17 protein-coding genes are annotated in these 18,656 nt (G+C 61.7%); 9 read left to right on the plus strand and 8 right to left on the minus strand.

Annotated features, from left to right (window positions below):
* Positions 1 to 1,096, minus strand: a 1,096-nt coding sequence (gene alaC / locus KGA89_RS15980) for an alanine transaminase (RefSeq protein ID WP_223472023.1), incomplete at its 3' end; no start/stop codon positions are given.
* Positions 1,097 to 1,304: 208 nt separating this feature from the next.
* On the opposite strand from alaC, the gene KGA89_RS15985 reads away from it, so the two are divergent.
* Both KGA89_RS15985 and KGA89_RS15990 read left to right on the plus strand, forming a co-directional pair.
* On the plus strand, positions 1,305 to 1,967 hold the full coding sequence (locus KGA89_RS15985; RefSeq protein WP_003198596.1) for a LysE family translocator: 663 nt from the start codon (positions 1,305 to 1,307) through the stop codon (positions 1,965 to 1,967).
* A gap of 79 nt (positions 1,968 to 2,046) precedes the next feature.
* Complete coding sequence (locus KGA89_RS15990; protein ID WP_003198597.1) at positions 2,047 to 2,535, plus strand: GyrI-like domain-containing protein; 489 nt, start codon at positions 2,047 to 2,049, stop codon at positions 2,533 to 2,535.
* Between the two features lie 11 nt (positions 2,536 to 2,546).
* Here KGA89_RS15990 and KGA89_RS15995 read toward each other — a convergent pair whose 3' ends face one another.
* Complete coding sequence (locus KGA89_RS15995) at positions 2,547 to 3,152, minus strand: pyridoxamine 5'-phosphate oxidase family protein (protein ID WP_223472037.1); 606 nt, start codon at positions 3,150 to 3,152, stop codon at positions 2,547 to 2,549.
* Between the two features lie 51 nt (positions 3,153 to 3,203).
* Positions 3,204 to 3,689: a GNAT family N-acetyltransferase gene (locus KGA89_RS16000; protein WP_003198602.1), complete on the minus strand. Its 486-nt coding sequence runs from the start codon at positions 3,687 to 3,689 to the stop codon at positions 3,204 to 3,206.
* A 144-nt stretch (positions 3,690 to 3,833) separates the two neighbouring features.
* Between KGA89_RS16000 and KGA89_RS16005 the strand changes: the two genes are divergently transcribed.
* The 3 genes from KGA89_RS16005 to KGA89_RS16015 all read left to right on the plus strand — a co-directional run bounded on the left by KGA89_RS16005 (position 3,834) and on the right by KGA89_RS16015 (position 6,077).
* Positions 3,834 to 4,268 (plus strand): YybH family protein, encoded by a 435-nt coding sequence (locus KGA89_RS16005; RefSeq protein WP_223472024.1) that lies wholly within the window; start codon positions 3,834 to 3,836, stop codon positions 4,266 to 4,268.
* 67 nt (positions 4,269 to 4,335) lie between these two features.
* Positions 4,336 to 4,680, plus strand: coding sequence for a YciI family protein (locus tag KGA89_RS16010; protein ID WP_003198606.1), 345 nt, complete (start codon positions 4,336 to 4,338; stop codon positions 4,678 to 4,680).
* A 161-nt stretch (positions 4,681 to 4,841) separates the two neighbouring features.
* The gene (locus KGA89_RS16015; protein WP_223472025.1) at positions 4,842 to 6,077 is read left to right on the plus strand and encodes an RNA polymerase sigma factor; all 1,236 of its coding nucleotides are present in this window, start codon (positions 4,842 to 4,844) and stop codon (positions 6,075 to 6,077) included.
* Positions 6,078 to 6,238: 161 nt separating this feature from the next.
* Here KGA89_RS16015 and KGA89_RS16020 read toward each other — a convergent pair whose 3' ends face one another.
* From KGA89_RS16020 to KGA89_RS16035, 4 genes are all read right to left on the minus strand, one after another.
* Positions 6,239 to 7,582 carry an imelysin family protein gene (locus tag KGA89_RS16020; protein ID WP_223472026.1) on the minus strand — a complete coding sequence of 448 codons (1,344 nt, stop codon included), beginning with the start codon at positions 7,580 to 7,582 and terminating at the stop codon, positions 6,239 to 6,241.
* A 270-nt stretch (positions 7,583 to 7,852) separates the two neighbouring features.
* Entirely contained in the window at positions 7,853 to 9,904 is a 2,052-nt protein-coding gene (locus KGA89_RS16025; protein WP_003198614.1) for a putative bifunctional diguanylate cyclase/phosphodiesterase, read from the minus strand.
* A gap of 294 nt (positions 9,905 to 10,198) precedes the next feature.
* Entirely contained in the window at positions 10,199 to 10,795 is a 597-nt protein-coding gene (locus KGA89_RS16030) for a superoxide dismutase (protein ID WP_003198616.1), read from the minus strand.
* Between the two features lie 175 nt (positions 10,796 to 10,970).
* Positions 10,971 to 11,573 carry a LysE/ArgO family amino acid transporter gene (locus KGA89_RS16035; RefSeq protein WP_041931122.1) on the minus strand — a complete coding sequence of 201 codons (603 nt, stop codon included), beginning with the start codon at positions 11,571 to 11,573 and terminating at the stop codon, positions 10,971 to 10,973.
* Between the two features lie 97 nt (positions 11,574 to 11,670).
* Between KGA89_RS16035 and KGA89_RS16040 the strand changes: the two genes are divergently transcribed.
* From KGA89_RS16040 to KGA89_RS16055, 4 genes are all read left to right on the plus strand, one after another.
* Positions 11,671 to 12,570 (plus strand): LysR family transcriptional regulator ArgP, encoded by a 900-nt coding sequence (locus tag KGA89_RS16040; protein ID WP_003198619.1) that lies wholly within the window; start codon positions 11,671 to 11,673, stop codon positions 12,568 to 12,570.
* Positions 12,571 to 12,655: 85 nt separating this feature from the next.
* Positions 12,656 to 13,648 carry an NAD-dependent epimerase/dehydratase family protein gene (locus tag KGA89_RS16045; RefSeq protein ID WP_223472027.1) on the plus strand — a complete coding sequence of 331 codons (993 nt, stop codon included), beginning with the start codon at positions 12,656 to 12,658 and terminating at the stop codon, positions 13,646 to 13,648.
* Positions 13,649 to 13,754: 106 nt separating this feature from the next.
* The gene (locus KGA89_RS16050) at positions 13,755 to 14,624 is read left to right on the plus strand and encodes an ATPase (RefSeq protein ID WP_223472028.1); all 870 of its coding nucleotides are present in this window, start codon (positions 13,755 to 13,757) and stop codon (positions 14,622 to 14,624) included.
* Positions 14,625 to 14,839: 215 nt separating this feature from the next.
* Entirely contained in the window at positions 14,840 to 15,682 is an 843-nt protein-coding gene (locus KGA89_RS16055) for a cache domain-containing protein (RefSeq protein WP_223472029.1), read from the plus strand.
* 100 nt (positions 15,683 to 15,782) lie between these two features.
* On the opposite strand, the gene rapA is transcribed toward KGA89_RS16055, so the two are convergent.
* Complete coding sequence (rapA, locus tag KGA89_RS16060; RefSeq protein WP_057449677.1) at positions 15,783 to 18,629, minus strand: RNA polymerase-associated protein RapA; 2,847 nt, start codon at positions 18,627 to 18,629, stop codon at positions 15,783 to 15,785.
* Positions 18,630 to 18,656: the final 27 nt, after the last annotated feature.

Below are 18,656 nucleotides of genomic sequence, written 5' to 3' on the forward strand. Positions count from 1 at the left end.
CCCCGAACCCCACCCCCGGCGAGACGCAGACCTTGGCTTCGGCCAACAGCTTCTTGGCAAATTCCAGTGAGCCCAGATGGGCATAGGCTTCGGGAATCTTGGCCCAGACGTACATCGACGCCTTGGGGTTTTCCACCATCCAGCCCAGTTCATGCAGGCCCTTGACCAGTACGTTGCGGCGCTGGCGGTACTGCTCGGCGATGTCGCGCACGCATTGCTGGTCGCCTTCCAGGGCGGCGATGGCGGCCACTTGCAGCGGGGTGAAGGTGCCGTAGTCGTGGTAGCTCTTGATCCGCGCCAGGGCGTTGACCAGTTCCGGGTTGCCCACCATGAAACCGATGCGCCAGCCGGCCATGTTGTAGCTCTTGGACAGGGTGAAGAACTCCACCGCGATGTCTTTCGCGCCAGGCACCTGCATGATCGACGGGGCTTTCCAGCCGTCGTAGACGATGTCGGCGTAGGCCAGGTCGTGGATCACCAGGACGTCGTACTGCTTGGCCAGGGCGATGACCCGTTCGAAGAAATCCAGCTCCACGCACTGGGCGGTGGGGTTGGAGGGGAAGCCGAGGATCATCATCTTCGGCTTGGGAATCGAGCCGCGAATGGCCCGCTCCAGTTCAGCGAAGAAATCCACCCCTGGCACCAGCGGTACCGAACGCACCTGGGCGCCGGCGATCACCGCGCCGTAGATGTGGATCGGATAGCTGGGGTTGGGCACCAGCACCGTGTCGCCCTGGTCCAGGGTTGCCAGCATCAGGTGGGCCAGGCCTTCCTTGGAACCGATGGTGACGATGGCTTCGGTTTCCGGGTCGATGTCCACCTCATAGCGGTCCTTGTACCAGCGCGAAATGGCGCGGCGCAGGCGCGGGATGCCTTTGGAGGTGGAATAGCCGTGGGTGTCTTCCCGCTGGGCGACGGTGACCAGCTTTTCCACAATGTGCGGGGGCGTGGCGCCGTCGGGGTTACCCATGCTCAAGTCGATGATATCTTCGCCGCGCCGACGCGCAGCCATCTTCAGCTCGGCAGTGATATTGAATACGTACGGGGGGAGTCGATCGATACGCGCAAAGCGGCGCGGCGAACCTTGTTCGGCCATTGTTGCCTCGAGATACGTGAGCGCCCGGAACCGTCCGAGCGACGTTGGCCACTGCGGTGGCCTGCGGCGCAAGATAATCGGGCGGATGTCGGATTGTCCAGTAGCCGCGCACAACTATTTTCGACGACACTGTCGACCTCGCCACGCAGCCATCAACGCCGGCTGCGGGCAGTTGAATTCGCTGTAGCCCAATCGAACGGAATGAATGATGGAATTTTCCAGCGGTTTCCTGCTGAGTCTCTCCCTGTGCCTGGACATAGGCGTGGCCAATATCGCGATGATCACCCTGGCGATGCAGCGCGGTTACTTCCAGGGTTTCGCCCTGGGCCTGGGCACCTGCGTGGGCGACCTGGTCTACGCCGTCCTGGCCCTGGCGGGCATGACTGTCCTGCTGCAATACGAAGCGGTGCGCTGGGTGCTGTGGCTGGGTGGCTCGGTGCTGTTGCTGTATTTCGCGGCGAAGATGATCCATTCGGCGATCTATCACAGCGCCGTGCTGGCCGAGGCTGGGGAGGTGCAGGGCAACTCCCCGCGCCAGGAGTTCTTTCGCGGGATTTTCCTGGCCATGTCATCGCCCAGTGCCATCCTCTGGTTCGCTGCGGTGGGCGGCACACTGATCGCGCGTTCGGGTGGTGGCACCTTGCTCAGCTCGGCGCTGTTCCTCAGTGGTTTTCTCTGTGCCGGGTTGTTGTGGTGCGCGGCCCTGTGCCTGGCGGCGACCCAGGGCGGCAAATTGTTGGGGGATAAATTGCTGCGTTACTCCTATTGGGCATCCGCCGCGATCTTCTGCTATTTCGCGGTGTACGTGATTGTTTCTGGCTACAACGAGTTTGTCGGAAAAGCCGTCACCAGCGCCTTGCCTGGAATCTGACAAGCGAAACGGCCCTGGCAATCACGGTTTGGCTTCTATACTGCCAAGCCCGACTTCACGTTTGCTGGAGTGTTGCCGCATGGAAAAGCCCAAACGCGATTACATAGCCGAACCACGCTTTGAACAGGGACGTTTTCAGCTTATTGCCGGCTTTGGTGCTCGGTTTACCCAGGACACTGCCCAAGATATTCCTTTGCTCTGGGAAAAGTTCCTGCCCTGGCTCGGCAAGGTGCCAGGGCAGAAAGATGAAGTGACCTACGGCGTGTGTTGCAACCCGGACGGGAAGGGTGGGTTCGAATACATCGCTGGCGTGGAAATCAGCCGGCTCGACGATCTGCCGGAACAATACCGCTGGATCGAAATCCAGCCGGGGTATTACGCCGTCTTCGAACATAAGGGGTCGTTGAAACAACTGCCGGACACGTTCCAATACATCTGGAAGGAGTGGCTGCCGCGTTCCGGTCACACGGCGGCGCAATTGCCGGAGTTCGAGCGCTACAGCGAGGACTTCAACCCCAGGACCGGCGAAGGCACCCTGGAGATCTGGATCCCGCTCAAGCCAAGTTGATCGTCGCTGCTTCAGTACAGGCTGGCCTGCACCCGCGCAGGTGCTTCACGGTCATAAGTCTCGGCATCGAACTGCCCATCATTCAAGCGCTTGTGGATCGCCCCGGCGCTGGGCAGGGCCGAGCGTTCGAGATGGCGAGCCGGATTCCACAGGTCTGAGCGCACGATGGCTTTGGCGCAATGGAAAAACGCCGCTTCGACCGTCACCAGCAGCACCGTGCGAGCCGGCTTGCCGTTGACTGCAAAGTGCTCCAGCAGCGCGGGTTCGGCGCTGATCCGGGCCGTACCGTTGACCCGCAAGGTTTCGCCAATCCCGGGAATGAGGAACAGCAGCGATACCCGCGGATCGTGCAGGACGTTGCGCAGGGTGTCGATGCGGTTGTTGCCGGGACGATCCGGCAAGGCCAGGGTGCACTCGTCGAGGACCTGCACGAAACCCGGCACATCGCCCCGCGGCGAGCTATCAAGGCCGTCGGGCCCTGCCGAACCGATGACCACCAGCGGCGAGGCCCGGACCATCGCCTGGTAATCCTCGTTCAGGAAGGGGATCTGTTTGCGCACTGCCCGTTCGTGGGGCAGGCCATAAAGCGCTTCCAGCTGTTCAATCGACGTCAACATCATCCATTCATCCATTCATCCATTCATCCTGAGTCTATGGGTCAAGGTCCATCAAAACGCCAACCCCATTCGCCGCTCGTAACCGATGCGGCCCTTGTAGGCCTCGCCACTGTCGACCCAGCCCAGCCGGGTGTACAGGCCGATGGCCGAGTCGTTATCGGCGTCAACCGAGAGCTCCAGCCCGCGGATTTCCGGCCAGGCGGCTCGCGCCACGGCGGGCAGCGCCTGCAGGCAGGCCTTGCCATAACCTTTGCCCTGGGCCCGGTGATCGACTTGCAGGGCATGCAGGGTGGCGCTGTGTTCATTGGCCCAGGCGGGCAGTACCGGCGGGCGCTTGAGCAGCAGGAAGGCCACCGGCACCTCTTCAGCCAATAGCGCAAACCCTTTGACCCCGGGGCCGGGCTTGGACAGCAGCGTGTGCAGGGCGCCGTGGATATCGCCGGCGAACTTGATCTGTTCGGGGTGGATTTCGATGGCGCTGACCTGTTCGCGTTGCAGCGGGGTCAGGTCTTCGTAGGGTACGAGCTGAGCGGTCACAAAAAACATCCGTTGTTTACCAGCAGAATAGGACCTGGATTCTAGCGAATTTTTTCTTTGAATTATTTTTGTTGGGTTGTCGATTCGCTGTTTCTCCAAACGACAAAGGGTGTCTTCAACAAAAAAACACTGCGGAGAATCACCATGAATACCCAAGCCACTGAAACCGAAATCCAGGCCCTGATCGACACCTATCGCCAAGCAGTCATGGCCAAGGACGTCGAAAAGGTCATGGCGCTCTATGACGAAGACATCGTCTCGTTCGATGCCATCCAGGCCTTGCAATTCAAGGGCAAGACCGCTTACCGGGCCCATTGGCAAGCCTGCATGGAGATGTGCCCCGGCCCGCACAAGTTCGACTTCCATCAGGTCAAGATTACCTCGGCCGAGAACATTGCCTTCGCCCACTGGCTGGCCTATTGCGGCGGCACCAACGAAAAAGGCGAGGAACAGGCCTGCTGGATGCGCGTGACGGCTTGCTACCGGCGTGTAGCCGGGCAATGGCGGATCATCCATGAGCATTGGTCCGCGCCGTTCGACCCGATGGCCGGTACGACGCTGTTCGACCTGCAACCCTGATCGTCGGTTTTTTTGCTGAGCCTCATTCTGCCGTCCATAGTTGATCAGTCCGATCACGGAGCCTTCCATGAAGTACCTATGCCTGGTGTATAGCAACGAACACACGCTGCACAACTCGCCCGACAGCCCGGAGGACGCCGAGTGCATGGCCTATGCCGAGTCGATCCAGGGCAGTGGGCGGATGCTGGCCGCCGAGGCCCTGGAGTCGGTGCAGACCGCTACCACGGTGCGCATGCGCGGCGGCAAGCTGTCGATCACCGACGGCCCGTTCGCCGAAACCAAGGAGCAACTGGCGGGCTTCTACCTGATCGATGCCAAGGACCTCAACGAAGCCATCCAGGTCGCTGGCAATATCCCGGCGGCCCGGGTCGGCTGCGTCGAAGTGCGACCGGTACGCCAACTGAACCCCTGAACAACAAATACAAACAGGACTTCATTCATGAACCTTGCAGCTGCCCCTTACGCGTTATCCATCAGCCGAATGATCGACGCCCGGCGTCAGAGGATTTTCCGCGCCCGGAGCGAGCCGGCCTTACGAGGCCAAGGGTGGGGCCCCCAAGGCATGCCCGACTGATGTCGGTCGAAGCGGTCAAGGCGCGGGTCGAGCAGGTTTATCGGCAAGACTCGCGGCGGATCCTGGCGACGTTGATTCGCCTGCTGGGGGATTTCGATCTCGCCGAAGAAGCCTTGCACGAGGCCTTCTTCATTGCGGTCGAGCGCTGGCAGCGCGACGGGGTGCCGGACAACCCGCGGGCCTGGCTGGTGTCTGCCGGGCGTTTCAAAGCCATCGACAGTTTGCGCCGGCGCGCGCGTTTCGCCGCGTCCCGGCCGATGTTGATCGCCCAGCTCGAAGAGCTGGAGCAGGGCCAATGGAGTGACGAAGACGTGGAAGACGATCGCCTGCGGCTGATTTTCACCTGTTGCCACCCGGCCCTGGCGGCGGACGCGCAGGTGCCCCTGACGCTGCGGGAAGTCTGCGACCTGACCACCGAGCAAATCGCCCGGGCTTTCCTCGCCGCCCCGGCGGCCATTGCCCAGCGCATCGTACGGGCCAAGGCGAAGATCCGCGATGCCAGGATCCCCTACCAGGTGCCGTCCCGCGCGGAACTGCCAGAACGGCTGGACAGCGTGCTGCGGGTGATCTACCTGGTGTTCAACGAAGGTTATTCGGCCTCGATGGGCGCCGAGCTGACCCGCGAAGACCTGACGCGCGAAGCCATCCGCCTCGGGCGCCTGCTGATGGAGTTGCTGCCCGAGGCTGAGGTCATGGGGTTGCTGGCGTTGATGCTGCTGCACGAATCCCGGCGTCCGGCGCGAACTTCATCGACCGGTGAGCCGATCCTGTTGGATGAACAGACGCGATCCTTATGGGATGCCGAGCTGATCGCCGAGGGCTGTGCGTTGGTGGAAGCCGCGCTGAAAACTCGCCGGTTCGGGCCGTACTGCCTGCAAGCGGCGATTGCGGCGGTGCATGCCGAAGCGCCGACGGCGCAGGAGACCGACTGGCCGCAGATCGTCGGGCTTTATGATGTGCTGCTGCGCGCCGTGCCATCGCCGGTGATCGAACTCAACCGCGCCGCTGCCCTGGCCAAGCGCGATGGACCGGAAGCCGGCTTGCGCCTGGTCGAGGCGATCCTGGGGCGTGGGGAATTACTCGACTATCACCTGGCCTACTCGGCGCAGGCGGAATTCTGTCGTCAACTGGGACGCTTGGACGAGGCGAGGTCGGCGTATCGACGCGCGCTTGAGTTGACGCAGCAATTGCCGGAACGGCGGTTTATCGAAGGGCGGCTTGCGGGGTTGCAATGATGAATCACAAGCAACGAAATTCCTGTGGGAGCGAGCTTGCTCGCGATGGCGGTAGACCGGCCAACATCAATGTCGACTGATAGCCCCCAATCGCGAGCAGGCTCGCTCCCACAGGTTTGTGGCTTGGCTGGCTGCGTTAACCGTCAGCCAGCCGGCGTTGATCAGAACTCGTGATCAGCGTTGTCCGGGTTCAGGTCGCTGATGCCCAGTTTGCCCGCAGCCTGTTCGATCGAACCGGTCTGCTTGACCAGTGCGGCGATGGCGTCGCGCACGATCTGGTTGCCCGCGGTGTTGCCGGCGGCGATCAGTTGGTCGTAGTGCTCACCTTTGTTGGCGTGATCGACCATGACCTGGATCTTGGCCTCGGTGTCGGCCAGGTCGGCCTTGAGCGCGGTGTCCGCGGTCGGATCGGCCTTGGCGACCAGGGACGACAGGCTCGCGCCGGTCATCTTGGTGCCGTCGACGCGGGTGTATTCGCCCAGGTACACGTTACGTACACCCTTGGCATCGTAGAAATGCGAGTTATGGGTGTTGTCGCTGAAGCAATCCTGCTCGTCTTCTGGCGAGTTGGCTTCCAGGGACACTTTCATGCGTTCGCCCGCCAGTTCCCCCAGGGAAAGGCTGCCCATGCCGAACAGCATCTTGCGCAGGCCGCTTTCGGCGGGCTCGGCTTCCAGGGTGGCGCGGTAGTTGTCAGACACGTTCGGCTTCCAGTTGCCGACCATCTCTTCGAGGTCGTTGACCAGCAATTGGGTCACGGACTTGAGGTAGGCACGACGACGGTCGTTGTGACCGCCGGTGGCGCCAGCGCCTTGCAGGTAGTCCGACGCCGGGCGGTTACCCGCGCCAGGGCCGGTGCCGTTGAGGTCCTGGCCCCACAGCAGGAATTCGATGGCGTGGTAGCCGGTGGCGACGTTGGCCTCGGAACCGCCCAGCTCATTGAGGCTGGCGAGTTTTTCCGGGGTGATGTCCTTCACATCGACCTTGTCTTCGCCGACCTGGACTTCGGTGTTGGCGATGATGTTGGCGGTGGCGCCCGGGTTACCCAAGGCGTGCTCGTAGGATTTGTCGACGTAGTCGATCAGGCCCTCGTCCAGGGGCCAGGCGTTCACCTGGCCTTCCCAGTCGTCGATGATGGTGTTGCCGAAGCGGAACACTTCGCTTTGCAGGTAAGGCACGCGTGCGGCGACCCAGGCAGTCCGGGCGGCCTTCAGGGTCTCGGCGTTCGGCTTGGCCAGGAACGCGTCGACGGCGGTTTGCAGGGTTTTTGCCGTGGATTCGGCATCGCTGTAGACGGCATAGACGATGTCGGCATAGTGCGCGACAACGGCCTTGGCGGCAGCTTCGTCGATTTTGCCGACGGCAGCAGGGGCGACCGGTGCCGCGGTGCTGGCGGCAGGCGTTGGCGCTTGCGGCGCGGCGGCCTTGTCTTTGCCTTCGCCGCAACCGGCGAGGGAAATAGCGATAGCCAGCAGACTGGCAGTAGCCAGGGGCATACGAATCATGGCAAACATCCTGCTTCGATGATGGACGGGACAGGCGCGAGGTGCGCAAAACTGCGACATAATGCGAAAGATTTGCATTATGTGTAAAGGGTTGCAGGTGTAAATATTTCTTATTTAATGATGGGAGATTGCCGCCTTCGGTAGCGTCTGTAGGAGCTGCCGAGCGAAGCGAGGCTGCGATCTTTTCACTGATGCTTGAATCCCAGGCGAACAAACCGAAGATCGCAGGCTTCGCCAGCTCCTACAAAGGCCTGGCGCCGGGGGGAGAAATCAGATGATGGAAACCTTGCTGCGCTCGGCCTGCTTCAGGTAAAGGCCCAATTCCCGTGCCGGCAGCGGTTTGCTGTAGTAATACCCCTGACCTTCGTGGCAGCCCTCGGCGATGATGTAGGCTTCCTGTTCGACCGTCTCGACGCCTTCGGCAATGACCTGCATCCCCAGGCTCTTGCCCAACTGGATGATGGCCCGGACGATGGTTGCATCGTCCTCGTCGTCGAGCAGGTCCTGGACGAAGCTCTTGTCGATCTTGATCTTGTCCAGCGGCAGGCTCTTAAGGTAGCTCAGGGACGAATAGCCGGTCCCGAAGTCATCGATCGCAATCAGCGCCCCGGAGCGGCGCAGGCTCAGCAAATGCTGGGCAGCGGTGGTGATGTCTTCCATCAGGCCGGTTTCGGTAACCTCCAGCTCCAGGCTGCGCGGCGGTAGCCGGTACATTTGCAGGAGATTGTTCACCACCCGCGGCAGTTCGGCGTGGTGCAGTTGCACCGTCGACAGGTTGACCGCCATGCGCAGGTCGAGGAAGCCCTGGTCGTGCCATTCGCGCAATTGCCTGCAAGCCTGGTCCAGCACCCATTCACCGATGGCGATAATGGTGCCGTTCTGCTCGGCCAGGGGAATGAACAGATCCGGCGGCACCAGGCCGTGCTCGGGATGGTGCCAGCGGATCAGGGCTTCGGTGCCCACCACCCGCAGGTCGCGGTAGCTGATCTGCGGCTGGTACACCAGGGTGAACTGCTCGCGGGCCAGGGCCTCGCGCAAGTCTTTCTCCAGTTCGCGACGGCGGCGCATCTCGCTGTCGACGCTGGCGATGTAGAACTGGTAGCGATTGCGCGAGCGGCTCTTGGCCAGGGTCATGGTCTGCTCGGCTTTCTGCAACAGTTTCTCGGTGCTGTCGCCGTCTTCGGGGAAGAGGGTGATGCCGATGGTGGCCCGCAGGCGGATTTGTTGATCGTCGATGGCGAACGGCGCTTCCAGGTCATCGAGGATGCTCTGGGCCAGTTCGGCGGCCTCGTAAGGCTGTTCGATGTCGGCCTGGACCAGGGCGAACTGGTCGCCCCCCAGCCGCGCCAGTGCGCCGAGCCGGCCGCTGTGGGCCCGCAGTCGGTCGGCCAGGGCCAGCAGCAACTGGTCGCCGGTCTGATAGCTGAACTGTTCGTTGATGCCCTTGAAGTCATCCAGCCCCACACACAGCACCGCCACCCGGCGTTGCAGGCGCCCGGCGTCCACCAGGATCTTGTCCAGTTGCTGTTGCAGCTGCTGGCGGTTGGGCAGGCCGGTGAGGAAGTCGTACTGGGCCATGCGCAGCAGGCTGTTTTCCGCTTCGTGGCGTAGGTGCGTGTTGCGCTCGATGGATTCGAGCAGTTGGTTGGCCGTATTGATCCACAGGCCCAGCTCGTTTTGTTCGTGACCGCGCAACTGCGGGATTTTGTGCTCGCTGGGGCGATCGGGGTTGATTTCGGTCAGGTGCTGGATGATCCGCGACAATGGTTTGGTCAGCAGCCAGTGATAGACCAGGTATAGCACCAGGCCCATGGCCAGGGCTCGCAGCATCCCGGAAATGAAAATGATCACCGAGTTGACGATGAAGCCTTCGCCGTAGGTGGCGGTGTCGAGGGTAATGCTCAGGTCGCCGTAATATTCGCTATAGGGGCCGCGTCCCACCAGTTGCGTGGTAAAGGTGCGCTCCTTGCCCAGGATCAGGTCGGTCAGCCAGCGGCTTTCGGAGTGCTGCAAGGGCCGGGTTTTTTCGGCGAGCATGGTTTCGCGTGGATGGCCGATGGAAGCCATGCGTACGGCTTCGTCCTGGAACAGGCCCTCGATCACTTGCATGCCCATCTCCCGGTCCAGGCTGTAGACGGCCTGGGTCGAAGGATCACGGAACATGTCGAGGATCCGCTGGGCGTCACTGGCGACGGCCTGGTTGGTTTTGTAGGCATCGTACACGATCTGGGCGCAGCTCAAGACCATGCCAACGATCAATGCCGAGAGGAGCACGACCCGGAGCAACTTCACAGACAAGCTGTTCTTGAGTTCCAGCTTCAAAGAGTGGTTCCTTGTTCCGTGCGGGTAGCGTCAAGTTGCCATGAGTATTGGCAATCCTGTGATGTCAGTCAAAGGGACAATCAAACACAAGGGTTTTCGCTTGAAACCTCACCGATGTACGTTTTTTCCAGAGTGATTGCTCTACGACCATTGTGTCGGTTGGAAGGGGCCGCAACTTGAGGCCTCCAGGGATTTTTTCTTGGGTTCCAGACCCGAGGTATTTTGCCTGCGGTCATTTTTGCCCGGCAAAAAAAACCCGGCACGACGCCGGGTTTTCTTGTCTGGCATCGACGCTTAGGCGGTGAAGGCTTTGCCTTCGAACTGCTCGGCGACGAATTTCCAGTTGACCAGGTTCCAGAACGCTTCGACGTATTTCGGACGAACGTTGCGGTAGTCGATGTAGTAGGCGTGTTCCCACACGTCGCAGGTCAGCAGCGGGGTGTCGCCGCTGGTCAGCGGGTTGCCGGCGCCGATGGTGCTGGCCAGGGCCAGGGAACCGTCAGCCTTTTTCACCAGCCAGCCCCAGCCGGAACCGAAGGTGCCGATGGACGTCTTGCTGAATTCTTCCTTGAACTTGTCGAACGAACCGAAGGCCTTGTTGATGGCTTCAGCCAGCGCGCCGGTTGGTTGACCGCCGGCGTTTGGCGCCAGGCAGTTCCAGTAGAAGGTGTGGTTCCAGACCTGAGCGGCGTTGTTGAAGATACCGCCCGAGGAAGTCTTGACGATTTCTTCCAGGGTCTTGCCTTCGAACTCGGTGCCAGGCACCAGGTTGTTCAGGTTCACGACATAGGTGTTGTGGTGCTTGTCGTGGTGGTATTCCAGAGTCTCTTTGGAGATGTGCGGCTGCAGTGCATCGTGTGGATAGGGCAGCGGCGGCAATTCGAAAGCCATGGTGATTCTCCTAATCAGGTCAGTTGCGGTGAGCGCAAGGCCGATCACGGGCGGCCAGACTAGCGCCGGGGAGTTTGTACTCTTTGCGGCGCAGGAGTCGGATCATAGCACCGGGGGTGCGGCATAACCACGCAACAACTGTGTGGAATAGAGGTTCCAGAGCGGTTTGGAATAATCAGCCGTTCACGATCAATTGCACCGCCACGGTAAACATCATCGTCGCCACGAGCAGGTCGAGGATCCGCCAGGTGCTTGGGCGAGCCAGCCAAGGTGCCAGCCACGCAGCGCCGAAGGCCAGGGTGAAGAACCACAGCAGCGAGGCACTGGCCGCGCCCACGACATAGGCGCCGGGCACGCTCTGCTGGGCACCGAGGGAGCCGATCAGTAGCACGGTGTCGAGGTAGACGTGGGGGTTGAGCAGCGTCACCGCCAGGGCGCTGAGCAGCACCGCCCGCAGCGAGCGCACGGCCTGGTTTTCCCCCTGTTGCAGGCTTTGCTTCGAGCAGGCCCGGCGCAGTGCCAGGCTGCCGTACCAGAGCAGGAAAGCCGCACCGCCCCAGCGGGCTATCGACAGCAGCAACGGACTCTGGGCCAGCAAGGTCGCCAAGCCGAAAACCCCGGCGGCGACCAGCAGCGCATCGAATGTGACGCACAGCGCCGCCACGGGCAGATGATGTTCGCGGCGCAGGCTCTGGGCCAGCACAAATGCGTTCTGGGCGCCGATGGCCATGATCAGCCCAAGGGCTACCAGCAGGCCGTTCATATAACTTTGCCACATAGGTTTGATCCCCGGTTTGTGTACGAATGCTGGCCATTCTCCGGGGAAGGGTTGTATAAGAAAAACCAATCCTGCTGATTGCTCATTAGGAAAACTGATGTTCGACTACAAATTGCTTTCTGCCCTGGCTGCCGTGGTCGAGCAGGCCGGTTTCGAACGCGCGGCCCAGGTGTTGGGTTTATCGCAATCGGCCATTTCCCAACGGATCAAACTGTTGGAAGCGCGCATCGGCCAGCCCGTGCTGGTACGTGCCACGCCGCCGGCACCCACGGAGATCGGCCGACGGCTGCTCAATCACGTGCAACAGGTGCGTCTGCTTGAGCGCGACCTGCAAAGCCTGGTGCCGGCCCTGGATGAAGAGGGTCTGCCGGAACGTTTGCGCATCGCCTTGAACGCCGACAGCCTGGCAACCTGGTGGGCGGCAGCCGTGGGCGATTTCTGCGCCGAGCATCACCTGTTGCTCGACCTGGTGGTGGAGGACCAGACCGTTGGCCTCAAGCGCATGCGCGCCGGTGAAGTGGCGGCGTGTGTCTGCGCCAGCGAACGTCCGGTGGCGGGCGCCCGCAGCGTGTTGCTGGGAGCGATGCGCTACCGGGCGCTGGCCAGCCCGGCGTTCATTGCCCGGCATTTCCCCGACGGGGTACGGGCCGATCAACTGGCCCATACGCCGGCATTGGTGTTTGGCCCGGATGACTTCCTGCAGCACCGCTACCTTGCGTCCGTGGGCGTGGAGGGCGGTTTCGAGCACCATCTGTGCCCCTCGTCCGAAGGTTTCATTCGTCTTGCTGAAGTCGGGCTGGGCTGGGGGCTCGTGCCGGAGCTGCAAGTGCGCGAACAGCTGGAGCGAGGCGTGCTGGTGGAATTGCTGGCAGATAAACCGATCGATGTGCCGCTGTACTGGCATCATTGGCGCAATGGCGGGCAGTTGCTCGGCTTGTTGACCGAACAGTTGATCCGCTCCTCCCGGCAGTGGCTGGTGCCTTGGGAGGCGCAGTAGACGTCAAGCTGCTGGTAAAAGCGGCGCACAGATAAATTTGCAGGTTGTAGCGCGAGACTCGTAACCGCATTTCTTAGGAGCATTCATGAAAATTCTGGTCACCGGCGCGAGCGGCTTCATCGGCGGGCGCTTCGCGCGTTTCGCCCTGGAGCAAGGCCTGGATGTACGGGTCAACGGTCGCCGGGCCGAGAGCGTGGAGCACCTGGTGCGTCGCGGTGCACAGTTTGTTCAAGGGGATCTGAACGACCCGCTGCTGGCCCGGGATTTGTGCCTGGATGTCGAAGCCGTGGTGCATTGCGCCGGCTCCGTGGGGCTCTGGGGCCGCTATCAGGATTTCCACCAGGGCAATGTCCAGGTCACGGAAAATGTCGTTGAGGCCTGCCTCAAGCAAAAGGTTCGCCGGCTGGTTCATCTGTCCTCGCCGTCCATCTACTTCGACGGGCGTGACCACCTCGGGTTGACTGAAGAACAAGTGCCCAAGCGCTTCAAGCACCCTTACGCCGCCACCAAGTACCTGGCTGAGCAGAAAGTCTTCGGCGCCCAGGAGTTCGGCCTCGAAGTGCTGGCCCTGCGCCCGCGTTTCGTGACCGGCGCCGGTGACATGAGCATTTTTCCGCGGCTGTTGAAAATGCAGCGCAAGGGGCGCCTGGCAATTGTCGGCAACGGGCTGAACAAAGTGGATTTCACCAGCGTGCAGAACCTCAACGAAGCGCTGCTCAGCAGCCTGCTGGCGACCGATTCAGCGTTGGGCAAGGCCTATAACATCAGCAATGGGGCACCGGTTCCTCTGTGGGATGTGGTCAATTATGTGATGCGCCAGATGGAAGTCCCACAGGTCCGGCGTTATCGTTCCTACGGCTTGGCTTATAGTGTCGCGGCCCTGAATGAAGGTTTCTGCAAATTGTGGCCGGGCCGCCCCGAACCGACGCTGTCGCGCCTGGGCATGCAGGTCATGAACAAAAATTTCACCCTGGACATCAGCCGGGCCCGGCATTATCTCGATTATGATCCGCAGGTCAGCCTGTGGACCGCCCTCGATGAATTTTGTGCCTGGTGGAAGGTCCAAAGTGCCCGCTGATCGCCCCGTCATGAACCGAGTGCCAGGTTCGGGGTCAATCGGTGCGGCGGGTGAGGGGGTTATACTCACCGCATCAAGCCATCACCGGTTTCCCAAAGGTTGAACCATGCCCATGCGTAACGATGCCAACGACGACTTCGATGATGTACCGAGCCTGCGGATGCGGGCCGACATTCCCGATGACGATGATTTCCTGCCCAACCGCCAGCCTCATGTGCAAGCGCGCCCGGCGCCCGTAGCCGCGGTCAAGGTCAAGGGGCCCAGCACCGGGCCGCTGTGGGCATTGGTCGGCGCGCTGCTGTGTGCGTTCGGTTTCCTGGCCTGGTGGAGCTTCCAGCAGATTTCCCTGATGGAGCAGCAACTGGTGGCCACCCAGGAGAGCTTCGCGCGGATCAGTGAAGATGCGGCGGGACGACTGCAGGAGTTTTCCGGCAAGGTCGTCGCCGGCCAGTCCAACGTGATGAGCGACAGTGAGGCCTTGAAACTGCAGATCAAGCAGTTGGAAAGCAAGCTGCAGGATCAGGGCAAGCAATTCGACAACAAACTGCTGGAGCAGTACAAGCAACAGCAAGCTACCTTCGGTCCGTCTGCCGACTTGGACAAGGAACTGGCCCAGCTCATTGCCCAGGCCACTGAACAGCAGAACACCAACACTCAGTTGCAAGCTTCCAACAAGGAGCTCCAAGCCCAGGTCAAGACGCTGGTAGCTGAAGTTACCGCCCTGAAAAGCCAAGGCGAGGGTGGTGCCCTGGATGCTCAGCTCAAGAGCATCGGTGCTGACATCACCGCCCTGAAAAGAGCCACCTCCAACTCGGCTATCGATCGCCTGGAGCAGGATGTGATCGTGCTCAAGAGCCAGCAGGACAAGGGCGGCAACACCGCCGAGTTCGACGCCTTCCGCGGCCAGGTCACCCGTAATATCAACACCCTGCAGGCGCAGATCCAGAATTTGCAGCAGCAACTCCGCAGTCAATAAGCCTGTTGGCGTTTGTTCGCGATAGTGGCGTGTCAGTGCGCATCATGCTGAATGTGCCGCCGTTATCGCGAGCAAGCTCGCTCGCGATAACGTCCTGTCAGTCAGTATCAATACCCACTGATGCACCAGGCCTCCCCAGCAATTCCCTGAATACTCCAACATCACCCCACGCCGTCTACGCTCTTGAAACACCAACAAGAACGAGGGGCGCGCATATGGTTTTTTTTCACAGGATGGCCTGGCTGGGCGCAATGCTTGTGCTGGGGCTGGCACCGGTTCATGCCGCGACACCGGATGACGGCCAGGCGGCCCGCTCGCTGCTGGAAAAGGCCTTGGCCTATTACCATGACAACGGCGACAAAGCCTTTGCCGCTTTCAGTCGCCAGGGGGATTTCGTCGACAAGGATCGCTACGTATTCGTGGTGGATACCCAGGGTGTGATGCTCGCCAGCGGCGGGCCTTCCTCAGCGCTGATCGGGCGAGACGTGTCCGAAGTGCTGGGCCCGGACCTGCGCAAAGCCTTCAAGGACGCCTTGAAAACCCCCGAGGCCAGCGGCATCCAGCAAGCCGAGTACCGTTGGCAGAACTGGTCGGACGGCAAGGTTGAGCGCAAGCATGTGTATTTCCAGCGTGTCGGCGAGCGAATCCTGGCCGTCGGCTACTACCTGCCACGGGCTTCCGCCGAACAGGCCAAGGCGTTGCTGGACAAGGCCTCGAGCGACCTGCTGAAAAACGAGAAAGCCACGCTGACGGCGGTCAACTCCCTCAAGGGCGGTTATCTGCAGGATGACCTGTATGTCTTTGTCGTTGACCTCGATACCCGGCGGTATGTCGGCCATGGCACCAACCTGCGCTTGATCAATACCGATTTTGCCAAGGTCAAGGATCCGGATGGCAAACCGGTGGGGGAGCCGATCCTGACCATGATCGGCAAGCAGGATGTGGGGGAGTATGAGTATCGGTGGAAGAACCCGGTGACTGGCAAGGTCGAGGACAAGCATGCTTACCTGAAGAAGGTTGGGCATTTCCTGGTGGCGGTGGGGTATTACAGTCCTTGAGGGGGGCTTCGTTTGGTGTGTATATCCGTTACCGCAGCAACGGATATACACCCGATAAAACCACCACAGCGGGGACCCATATCGGGCCCCCCCGCCAATCTCAGCCCGCCACCAACACCCGAATCGCCTCCAAACGCAACGCCGCCTTCTCAAGCATCGCCAGGCCTTGCTCGCGCTGTTGGCGCAGGGCTACCAGTTCGCTGTCGCGCACGGTCGGGTTGACCGCTTGCAGGGCGGTCAGGCGGGCCAGTTCCTCGTCGGTATCGGCGGCCAGGCGACGTTGGGCCTCGGCCACGCGTTCGGCGTGACGCGGGGCGATCTTTTCTTCGCCGGCATTGATCCGTGGCGTGAGCTGGTCGCGCTGGGCCTGGATGAACTTGTTGGCGCTGGCACGGGGCACGCTTTCGAGCTGGTCGTTCAAGGTTTCGAACGAGACCCGGGCGGCCAGGTCGTTGCCGTTGGCGTCCAGCAGGCAGCGCAGGGCGGCCGGCGGCAGGTAGCGGCCCAGTTGCAGCGAGCGTGGGGCCACTACTTCACTGACGTAGAGCAGCTCCAGCAACACGGTGCCGGGTTTGAGGGCCTTGTTCTTGATCAGCGCCACGGCGGTGTTGCCCATGGAACCAGACAGCACCAGGTCCATGCCGCCTTGCACCATCGGGTGCTCCCAGGTGATGAACTGCATGTCTTCGCGCGACAGCGCCTGGTTGCGGTCGTAGGTGATGGTCACGCCTTCGTCGTCGCCCAGCGGGAAGCTGGCGTCGAGCATTTTTTCGCTCGGCTTGAGGATCAGCGCGTTTTCCGAATGATCCTCGCTGTCGATGCCAAAGGCGTCGAACAGGGTTTCCATGTAGATCGGCAGGGCGAACTGGTCGTCCTGCTCGAGAATGGCTTCCACCAGCGCATCGCCTTCACCAGCGCCGCCGGAGTTGAGCTCCAGCAAACGGTCGCGACCGGTGTGCAGCTCGGCCTCCAGGCGCTCGCGTTCGGTGCGGGCTTCGTCGATCAGCGCTTGCCACTGGCCATCGTCGGCTTCTTCCAGCAATGGCAGCAGGCGCGGGCCGAACTGATGCTGCAAGGCGTTGCCAGTCGGGCAGGTGTTGAGGAAGGCATTCAGGGCTTCGTGATACCACTGGAACAGCCGCGCTTGCGGGCTGGTTTCCAGGTACGGCGCATGCAGCTCGATGGTGTGCTTCTGGCCGATCCGGTCCAGGCGGCCGATGCGTTGCTCCAGCAAGTCCGGGTGCGCTGGCAGATCGAACAGCACCAGATGATGGGCGAACTGGAAGTTGCGGCCCTCGCTGCCGATTTCCGAACAGATCAGCACCTGGGCACCGAACTCTTCGTCGGCGAAATAGGCCGCCGCGCGGTCGCGCTCCAGAATGTTCATGCCTTCGTGGAACACCGTGGCCGGGATACCGGAGCGCACGCGCAAGGCGTCTTCCAGGTCCATGGCGGTTTCGGCGTGGGCACAGATCACCAGTACTTTGGTGCGCTTGAGCATCTTCAGGGTGTCGATCAGCCACTCGACCCGCGGGTCGAAACGCCACCAGCGTTCTTCTTCGCTGGCGTCCGGCTGGGCCTGGAAGCTGACTTCCGGGTACAGCTCGGGGTGATCGCCCAGGGGCAGCTCGAGGTACTCGTCCGGGCACGGCAGCGGGTAGGCGTGCAGCTTGCGCTCGGGGAAGCCTTGCACCGCTGCGCGGGTGTTTCGAAACAGCACGCGGCCGGTGCCGTGGCGGTCCAGCAGTTCACGCACCAGGCGAGCACTGGCTTCGACATCGCCATCACTGACCGCGGTCAGCAACGCTTCGCCTTCATTGCCCAGGAAGCCTTGGATGGTCTTGTGAGCCTCAGGCGAAAGACGGCCTTTGTCCAACAGCTCCTGCACGGCTTCGGCCACCGGGCGATAGTTTTCGCTCTCGGCGCGGAAGGCCTTGAGGTCGTGGAAGCGATTTGGGTCCAACAGGCGCAGACGAGCAAAGTGGCTGTCCTGGCCCAGTTGTTCCGGGGTTGCGGTCAGCAGCAGCACGCCCGGGATTGTCTCGGCGAGTTGTTCGACCAGCGCGTACTGCGGGCTGACCTGATCTTCGTGCCACACCAGGTGATGAGCCTCGTCGACCACCATCAGGTCCCAGCCGGCGGCGAACAGCGCGTCCTGGGCCTTCTCGTCGTCCACCAGCCACTCCAGCGCCACCAGGGCCAGTTGAGTGTCTTCGAACGGGTTGCTGGCATCACTTTCGATGAAGCGTTCTTCGTCGAACAGCGCGACCTGCAGGTTGAAGCGTCGGCGCATTTCCACCAGCCATTGGTGCTGGAGGTTTTCCGGCACCAGGATCAGGACGCGGTTGGCGCGGCCGGACAGCAGTTGACGGTGGATGACCAGGCCGGCCTCGATGGTCTTGCCCAGGCCCACTTCGTCCGCCAGCAATACCCGCGGCGCAATGCGGTCGGCCACTTCACGGGCAATGTGCAATTGGTGGGCGATAGGCTGGGCACGAACGCCGCCCAGGCCCCAAAGCGAAGACTGTAACTGGCGGCTGGTGTGTTCCAGGGTGTGGTAGCGCAGGGAGAACCAGGCCAACGGGTCGATCTGGCCGGCGAACAGACGGTCGCTCGCCAGGCGGAACTGGATAAAGTTCGACAGTTGGGTTTCCGGCAGGGTGACGACTTCGTTCTGCCCGTTGAGGCCGTGATAGACCAGCAACCCGTCGACGTCATCGACTTCGCGCACGGTCATTTTCCAGCCTTCGAAGTGAGTGATCACATCGCCCGGCGAAAACCGTACACGGGTGAGCGGCGCATTCCGTAGCGCGTACTGGCGAGTGTCGCCAGTGGCCGGATAGAGCACGGTCAACAAGCGGCCGTCCTGTGCCAGAACGGTGCCTAAACCCAGCTCGGCTTCGCTGTCACTGATCCAGCGTTGCCCCGGTTGATACTGCTGCGCCATGCTGCCTGACTCCCGCCTTGAAAAAGC

Origin of the sequence: Pseudomonas sp. A-RE-22 (assembly GCF_019956035.1) — a bacterium.
In the GTDB taxonomy this organism is placed as follows: Bacteria; Pseudomonadota; Gammaproteobacteria; order Pseudomonadales; family Pseudomonadaceae; genus Aquipseudomonas; species Aquipseudomonas brassicacearum.